Origin of the sequence: Plantactinospora sp. B5E13 (assembly GCF_039871775.1) — a bacterium.
GTDB lineage: Bacteria > Actinomycetota > Actinomycetes > Mycobacteriales > Micromonosporaceae > Plantactinospora.
The window spans coordinates 187,277-194,408 of record NZ_JBDPLT010000011.1; the positions used below are offsets into that span (position 1 = coordinate 187,277).

At 71.3% G+C, this 7,132-nt stretch carries 5 protein-coding genes; all 5 read left to right on the forward strand.

Annotated features, from left to right (window positions below):
* The first annotated feature begins 70 nt into the window (after window positions 1-70).
* The 5 genes from ABGB05_RS13385 (at window position 71) to ABGB05_RS13405 (ending at window position 6,838) form a co-directional block, all read left to right on the forward strand.
* On the forward strand, window positions 71-493 hold the full coding sequence (locus ABGB05_RS13385) for a YbaB/EbfC family nucleoid-associated protein (protein WP_347653578.1): 423 nt from the start codon (window positions 71-73) through the stop codon (window positions 491-493).
* On the forward strand, window positions 486-812 hold the full coding sequence (locus tag ABGB05_RS13390; protein WP_347653579.1) for a hypothetical protein: 327 nt from the start codon (window positions 486-488) through the stop codon (window positions 810-812). Before ABGB05_RS13385 ends, ABGB05_RS13390 begins: the two co-directional genes overlap by 8 nt.
* A gap of 30 nt (window positions 813-842) precedes the next feature.
* Window positions 843-5,441, forward strand: a complete 4,599-nt coding sequence (locus ABGB05_RS13395) for a toxin glutamine deamidase domain-containing protein (RefSeq protein WP_347653580.1) — start codon at window positions 843-845, stop codon at window positions 5,439-5,441.
* 152 nt (window positions 5,442-5,593) lie between these two features.
* Window positions 5,594-6,082, forward strand: a complete 489-nt coding sequence (locus ABGB05_RS13400; RefSeq protein ID WP_347653581.1) for a DUF1877 family protein — start codon at window positions 5,594-5,596, stop codon at window positions 6,080-6,082.
* A 129-nt stretch (window positions 6,083-6,211) separates the two neighbouring features.
* The gene (locus ABGB05_RS13405; protein ID WP_347653582.1) at window positions 6,212-6,838 is read left to right on the forward strand and encodes a hypothetical protein; all 627 of its coding nucleotides are present in this window, start codon (window positions 6,212-6,214) and stop codon (window positions 6,836-6,838) included.
* Window positions 6,839-7,132: the final 294 nt, after the last annotated feature.

Below are 7,132 nucleotides of genomic sequence, written 5' to 3' on the forward strand. Positions count from 1 at the left end.
ACTGGAGACAGCGGCCCTGTCCGTCGGTAGGATATCCGACTACCCAAAGCGATGACGGGGGTCGGCTGTGGTGGATGGCGCGAACCGCGACGCGAACCGAGCACTTCGGGCCCGCTTCGACGAGGTGTACGGCCAGTACGAGCGGCTCCGGTCCGGGTTGGCCGACCTGCAGGGGCAGTTGGCCGCGTTCCGGGCGACCGAGTCGTCGGACGACGGGCTGGTGACGGCGACCGTCGGCCCTCGTGGACAACTGGTCAAACTGGAGCTTGACCGTCGTATATACCGTGACGGCGACGCGAACGCGCTGGCCGCGAAGATCACCGCGACCGTGCAGCGGGCCGCCGACGCGGCCTCCGTCGGAGTGCAGGGACTTGTCGGCAACTACCTGCCCGCCGGCTCGGGGGCGGCCGACTTCCTCAAGGACGGCGACTTCGGCAGCCTGCTCCGGCGTAGTGACGCGGCCCTACGCGAGGAGGCGGAGCGGCGTGAGTGAGCAGGAGCTGTGGCTCGACCCGGGGCGGGCGCAACGGTCCGGCACCGATCTGTCGTACGCCGGTAAGGCGATCACCGCGCAGCACGACGGGCTGGGCGCCGAGATCAGGGCCGCCAGCGCGAACCGTCCGTGGGGCAGGGACGAGATCGGCGAAGCCTTCGAGCAGCGTTACCGCGGCTTCGAGGCAACGATCATGAAGGCCTGGCAGAGCGTCGGCCGGTACGTGGAGACGTTGGGCGCCAACGTCACGCAGTCGGTGCAGGCGAGCGTGCAGACCGACACGGCCAACTCGCAGCGCATCCAGCACGTGGACCGGTGACCGGGCGGGACCGACGGGAGGCGACGCCTCATGACCATTCTGCCCAGCCCGATTCCCCACCCCCTCGACTTCTCCCCCTGGGACCTGCCCGGTTGGGTCTACGAGGCGCTGGAGTGGGTGATCGGGGTCGAGTGGCCGGAGGGGAACGAGAAGGAGGTCTGGGACCTCGCCGACCGGTGGTTCGAGCTGTCCGCCGGAATCGCCGGCCCCCGGGACGACGCGATCACCGCCGCGAGCGGGGTCCTCGACGGGTACGGCCACACCGGCTCGGTCGGTCAGGCCTTCGACCAGGCGTGGCGCCAGGTGGCCGACGGCGAGGAGGCGCCGCTCATCCTGCTCGCCGACGTGGCCCACGAGCTGGGGAAGCTGGTCGAGGAGTGCGGCTGTGACATCGAGGCTGCCAAGATCGAGGTTTGGATCCAGCTCGGCATCCTGGTGGCGGAGCTGATCGGTCTCGGGATAGCCGTCGTCCTCACCCTCGGCGCCGCCTCCCCGGCGGCGGCCGCCGCGATGGCCGTCACCCGGGAGATCATCAAGATGATCTTCAAGCGGCTGATCGGGCAGCTGGCCAAGAAGGCCCTGCGCAAGGGCGCCAAGGAGGCCGCCGAGAAGGCGGCGAAGGAGGTTTCGGAGCGGGGCCTGAAGTCGTTCGCGAAGCGGGCCGGCATCGACGGTCTGAAGGAGGCGGGCGAGGAGGTCGCGATCGACGGCGGCATCCAGGCCTACCAGAACAGCACCGGCCGGCGGGACGGCCTGGACATGGCCTCGCTGGGCATGTCGGCGGTGGGCGGCTTCGCCGGCGGTGCGGCCGCCTCGGTCGCCAGCCTGGGGCCGAACGCCTCCGGTGGGGCCGGCAGGTTCTTCGAGAACGTCGGCCGGGAGATGGGCGGCGAGGTGATCGCCGAGAACGCGGCGAGCCTCGCCACCGGCAACGGATTTGTCTCGCTCACCGATGCCGGAATGGCGGCGACCTCGGGCGCGGCGAGTTCAACGGTGAACCAGGCCAGCGACGCCGCCAGCAACCGGCTGGAGGGCCGGCTCGACGGGCTGTCCGGCCTGCCCGCCCCGCCCGGCGCGAACCCCGGTCTGGCCGCCGACCCGGTGGCGGGCCCGGCTGGTTCCACCGGCGCCCCACCGGGAGCCGGTCCCGCCGGCCCGACGAGTGGCGGGCCGGGTCCCTCGGGTCTGGCCGGGAGCGGGTCTGTTCCCTCAGCCCTGGCCGGCGGGCCGTCGACCGGGCCGGATCTGTCGTCCTTGGCGGGCGGTTCGGTCGGAAGCACCTCGCTGGCCGGTGACGCCCCGGCGGGCAGTCCCTCGGCGTTCACGGGATCGTCCGGCGGTCCGTCGGCGACCTCGTTCGGACCGACGGGGCTGCCGGGTCTGTCGGACGTCGCCTCGGGACCGTCGGCCACGACGGGCGGCTCCACGGCGCCGACCGGCGCTCCGGTGGGTGGGCCGACCTTCGGTGGCCTGTCGGTGGAGGTGGGACCGGCCGGTGCGGCGGTGGGCGGCCAGGCGACTGGAGCGACCGCCGGGGTGAGCCTGCCGTCGGTGGAGGCCACTCCGGTGACAACCCTGCCGGCCGCCCTGTCCCTCGACGCGACCGGTCCCGTGACCGTGCCGAATGTCGAGGTCGCCACGACCGGCCCGGTGGTGAGCGTCGACGCCGCCGCGACCGGCCCCACGACCGGCCCGGTGGTGAGCGTCGACGCCGCCGCGACCGGCCCCACGACCGGCCCGGTGGTGAGCGTCGACGCCGCCGCGACGACCACCGCCGGTGATGTCGCCGCGAATGCCTCGGTGTCCGCGCCGGTCGGAGGTGTCGCGGCGGAGAGCCAGACAAGCGCCGAACGGCCCACCACGGTGGGACTCGCCGGGGTCGCCACCCCGGTCGTGGAGACGCCGGGGACGGCGCAGTCGACGGGCACGTCGGTCGGTGCGGGTGTCTCCACCGGCGGTACGCCCACCCCGGCCGCGGCCTCCGTCACGGTGACCGGGACAGCGGCCGGGCCGGCCGTTCCACAGCAGTCCGTCGCCCCGCCGTCGGCGGCCCCGGTCCCCGGCGCTGGACTCGCCACCCCCGCGCCGGTCGGTGGAGCGACCATGCCGGCGGTGTCGGTGACCGGGCCGTCGCCATCGGCCGGACCGGCGCTGTCCACGCTGACCGGCACCCCGGTCGGCGGCGTCACCGCCCCGGTCACTCCGGCCGGCCCGACCATTCCGCCGGCTTCGGCAACGCCGGCTGCCGGTGGCCCGTCCGTCGCGCCGGCCCTGCCGCCGACCCCGGTCGGACCGGCCGGTCCGGTGGCACCGTCGGTCGGTGGGCCACCGACGCCGCCCGGCCCACCGGGCTCCGCCGTCCCGGGGCCCGGGCCGAGCAGTTCCAGCGTCCCGGCCACACCCGCGCCGCCCCGGCCACCGGGTGAGGGACCCACGCCGCCCCGGCCACCGGTCGGGCCGTCCGGTCCGGCCGTACCGCCAGCGTCGACGGCCGCGCCTGCGCCGGTTGCACCCCCGCCGGTCGTGCCACTGACGCCGCCGTCCGGCGGGCCGCCGGTGGACGCCCCGCGCGGCGACAGTGGAACCCGGGTGCCGGAGCAGCGCACGCCCGACAGTCCGGGTCCCCGGCCCACGAGCGAGGACCGGTTCGGCGTGGTGGTGGCGGCGCCCGGCTCCGGCCGCCCGTCCGGGACACACCCGAACAGCGGCCAGGACCCGCGCCGGTCCGAGTGGGCCCGGTACGAGCAGAACCGGCGGGCGGACACGGCCGAGCCGCTGCGTCGGCAGGCCGATCGTGAGCGGGCGGTGGCGCGGGAACTGGCCACCGAGGCGCAACGTCTGCGGCAGTCGGGCGACCCGGCCCGGGCCGCGCTGTTCCAGCAGAGCGCGGATCGTACGGCGGCGTTGGCGGAGGCGCTCGCCCACCAGGCGAACCGGGTCCTGACCGGGCAGGTCAGACCACCGGTCGTCCGCGTCGACAGCGACACCGACTTCGTCCGGCTGAACACCGACTCCGGTCTGCTCGCCACCGGTGGCGTCCGTACCGGCAACCGGTCTGCGCTGACCGGCACGGACCATCCGCCGTCGATCGACCGGTCCCGCCGCTACAACCAGCGGTTCGGGCTGCGCCCGCCGCTCGCGGCCGACCAGGTGAACCTCGAGAACCAGATGCCGCGCAACCCGGACGGCAGCGTGGTCCGCAACGCCGATCCGCGGTGGGGCCGCTGGTTCGGGTTGGGCAACGACGGCGGGCCGGCCGCCGACCCGACCCGGGGCATCAACTGCGTGGACTGCGTGCTGTCGTTTTTCGAAACGTGGGCACACGGCCGGCCGCGGGTCTCCGCGCCCCGGACCTTCGACGCGTACGCCGAGGGTGACCCGAGCCGACCGCTCGACGGGGAGTGGGACGGCCCGGGGCGGATCGAGGACGCCACCGGAGGGCGGTTCCAGCAGCTCCGTACACAGGTCGACGGGGTTGACCCGGCGGCCGACCGGGCTGCCGTCGAGGCCGCGTACGGCGACCTGGAGGCTCAGCTCAGGGCCGGCGGCCCCGGCTCGATGGCCTTCCTGCTGAACAAGTGGGAGGGGGGTGCCGGACACGCCTGGGCCGCGATCAACCAGAACGGCACGGTCCTCTACGTCGACATGCAGACCGGCCAGATCGCCGACCGGCCGCTCTACGGCCACAGCGGCACGCCCTCTCCGTCCAACGTTATCCAGATCGACGCCCTGGTGGTCGGTCCGGACGGGCGGCCGATGCCGATGGCCAACCGTCCGACCGGGGTGGCCAGCAGCCGTCCGCCGCTGGGCGCCAGCCCGGCGTCGGCTCTCGAACCAACCGTCGACGCCACACCGGTGGCGCAGTCGGAGCCCGGTGCCGCCATTCCCTCGGACTACGCCGGCAACACTCCGGGTAACTCCGGTCCCCCGGTTGGCTACACGCCGCTGACCGCGCCGGACTCCTCGACGTTCGTGGACGGCAACGGCTACCCGCACCACATAATCCCGAACCCACCCCCGGGGCGGGACGCTGACGCGGTGAACTTCCTCAACGACCGGCTGCGGGCCGACGGTGAGCTGTACGACCCCAGCACCGGAAACGGTTCAATGTTCTACAACCAGGACGAGAACGATCCGTACATGGCCAGCCTCAAGGGGGTGGTGACCACGGCCGACGGGAAGGTCACCGTCGCCGGTACGACCGCCGACGTCATCAAGGTCAACTGGGTGAACGGACAGATGGTCAGCGTGGACTCCTACGACCTGACGACCGCTCGGTTGGGCCGGGAGGCCGCGGCCGTGAAAACGGCGACCAACAAGATGGGTACCGGCCCCACCCAGAAGAAGCAGACCCAGTACGTGGTGCTGCTGGCCATCGACGACGCGCAGGCCGAGGCGATGCGGAGGGAACTGGGCACCGTGCAGAACGTTCGGATCATCTGCCTGGACTCGGGATTCGACACCGGTGGGTTCCGGAGTGAGGCACACGTGGAGGCCCTGACCACAGCGGGGCTGCCGACCGCGGACGCGGTCGGCGACGGCGCCGGGAACAGTTCACCGGGCGCGGACCCCGACCCGGCGGGTGGTTCACCGGGAGGTTCGTCCTCCGGCCAGGGGCCGGCCGGTTGACCGGCGGAGCGGTGCCTCGGGTTACCGGGCCGGCGACGGCGGCATCCGCGAATGCCGGGAATTCGATTCAAACAAGGAATTGGAACTGATTTGACAGGGCCTGTGCCTATTTTTACGATCGCCGGACGCGATGACTTGAAGGGCGGCGTGTCGTGAGCGTATTGGGTGACCTGGTGCGGCTGGACCCAGAGCTTCTGGAAGAGCTTCGGTCCGTACCCGGCGAGGCATACGACCGCCTGTTGGAGATGGACCCCGAGTACCGGGTGGATCTCGACCGTGACTGGGCCGTGCTGTCCTTTCTGATGCGAACGGCGGGTTTTCCGCTGGATCCGATGACCGCCGGCCAGGCGTTTCCGGACGAGGACACCGCCTGGGGCGCGGGCGACGACTATCCGCTCTCCCGCTCACTGACGCCGCCCGAGGTGGCGCAGATCGCGGATCGACTGAACCGGACGTCTTTCGATGTGCTGGCGCCGCACCTGCCGGCGGCACTGGCCGCGAATGACCGCTCGGGTGTTCCACTGACCGCCGAACGCCTCGACGGTATCGGGCGTCTGGTCGGTCAACGTTACGCTGCGCTGGTCACCTTTTTTGACATCGCTGCGAAGAATGCTCAGTGCACCGTGTTCTGGGCGGCCTGACCCGTTCGTCGACCGGATCGGTATTCGGGAGCGATCCGATTCGCGGGGCGCCTCGGGCGATCGGGAAAGCCCGGAGACGGCCGGCCGCCAGGGACGTCCACATCGCTCTCCTAGTATCGGACGAGGACTATGAGTGAGGGCCGGGTCCGTTATTACCTCGACTGGGGCATTGCGCCGGGTGAGGAGGTCGCCGAGTCCGAGGCGGTTGCGGAGGGCGACTACTCGCGTGGGCACTTCGACGAGTTGGGCCAGCCGGATTTCGTGGAGTTGTTCGAGGACGGCGGCGTCTTCCACGTCGATTACTGGTCGACCGACCTGGCGGCGGTCCGCGACCGTCACCTGCGGCAACATCCGGGCATCCCGTTCGGCGTCCAGATGCCGGTGGAACGCGAGGGCGGGTATCGGTGGGACGTGTCGCTTCGTCACGACCGGCAGGGGGAGCAGGTGGGCCGGATCTTCATCCTCCACGACGAGGCCGGGCGGCCGGTGCTGGACGTCGCCGTAGACGCCCAGAACCGGCTCAGGAAACTCGAAAAGCAGCAGCACCATTCCACGGGTAAGGTGCGGTACGTCTTCCGGTATGACGTCGACGGAAAAATCGTGGACATCTACGACAATGTCAAGGGCGACAATCTCCGAGTCGACGAGGTGCTCCGTTTCATCGACGATCCGGATTTCTATCGGGATGGATTCTCGTTGCCGGCCGGAGTCTCCGGTAGGGTTCTGTCGCCGTTCTCGAGCGGCCAGGCGAGTTGACCGGGAGTTGTCGCCCGATCCGGTCGCGCTACTGCTGTCGACGGATCGGCGAACGGCCGTACGCCGCTGTCGGAATCTGCCGTGCCTGCGATGAATACCGAGGCGTCTCTTTTTCAACTGTCCAATGAGGTGATCTCAGCAAGGATCCGGGGGCGGTTCGGGATGACACGGGCGTACCGTCCATAGCGGACAGCTTTTGATAAGGACGTGGAGCCATCGGTAGACAGGTTCTTGCGACGGAATCGGTCTCCGAGAGGGCTCCACGTGATCACCTATTCTGCCAGGCTCGACGTG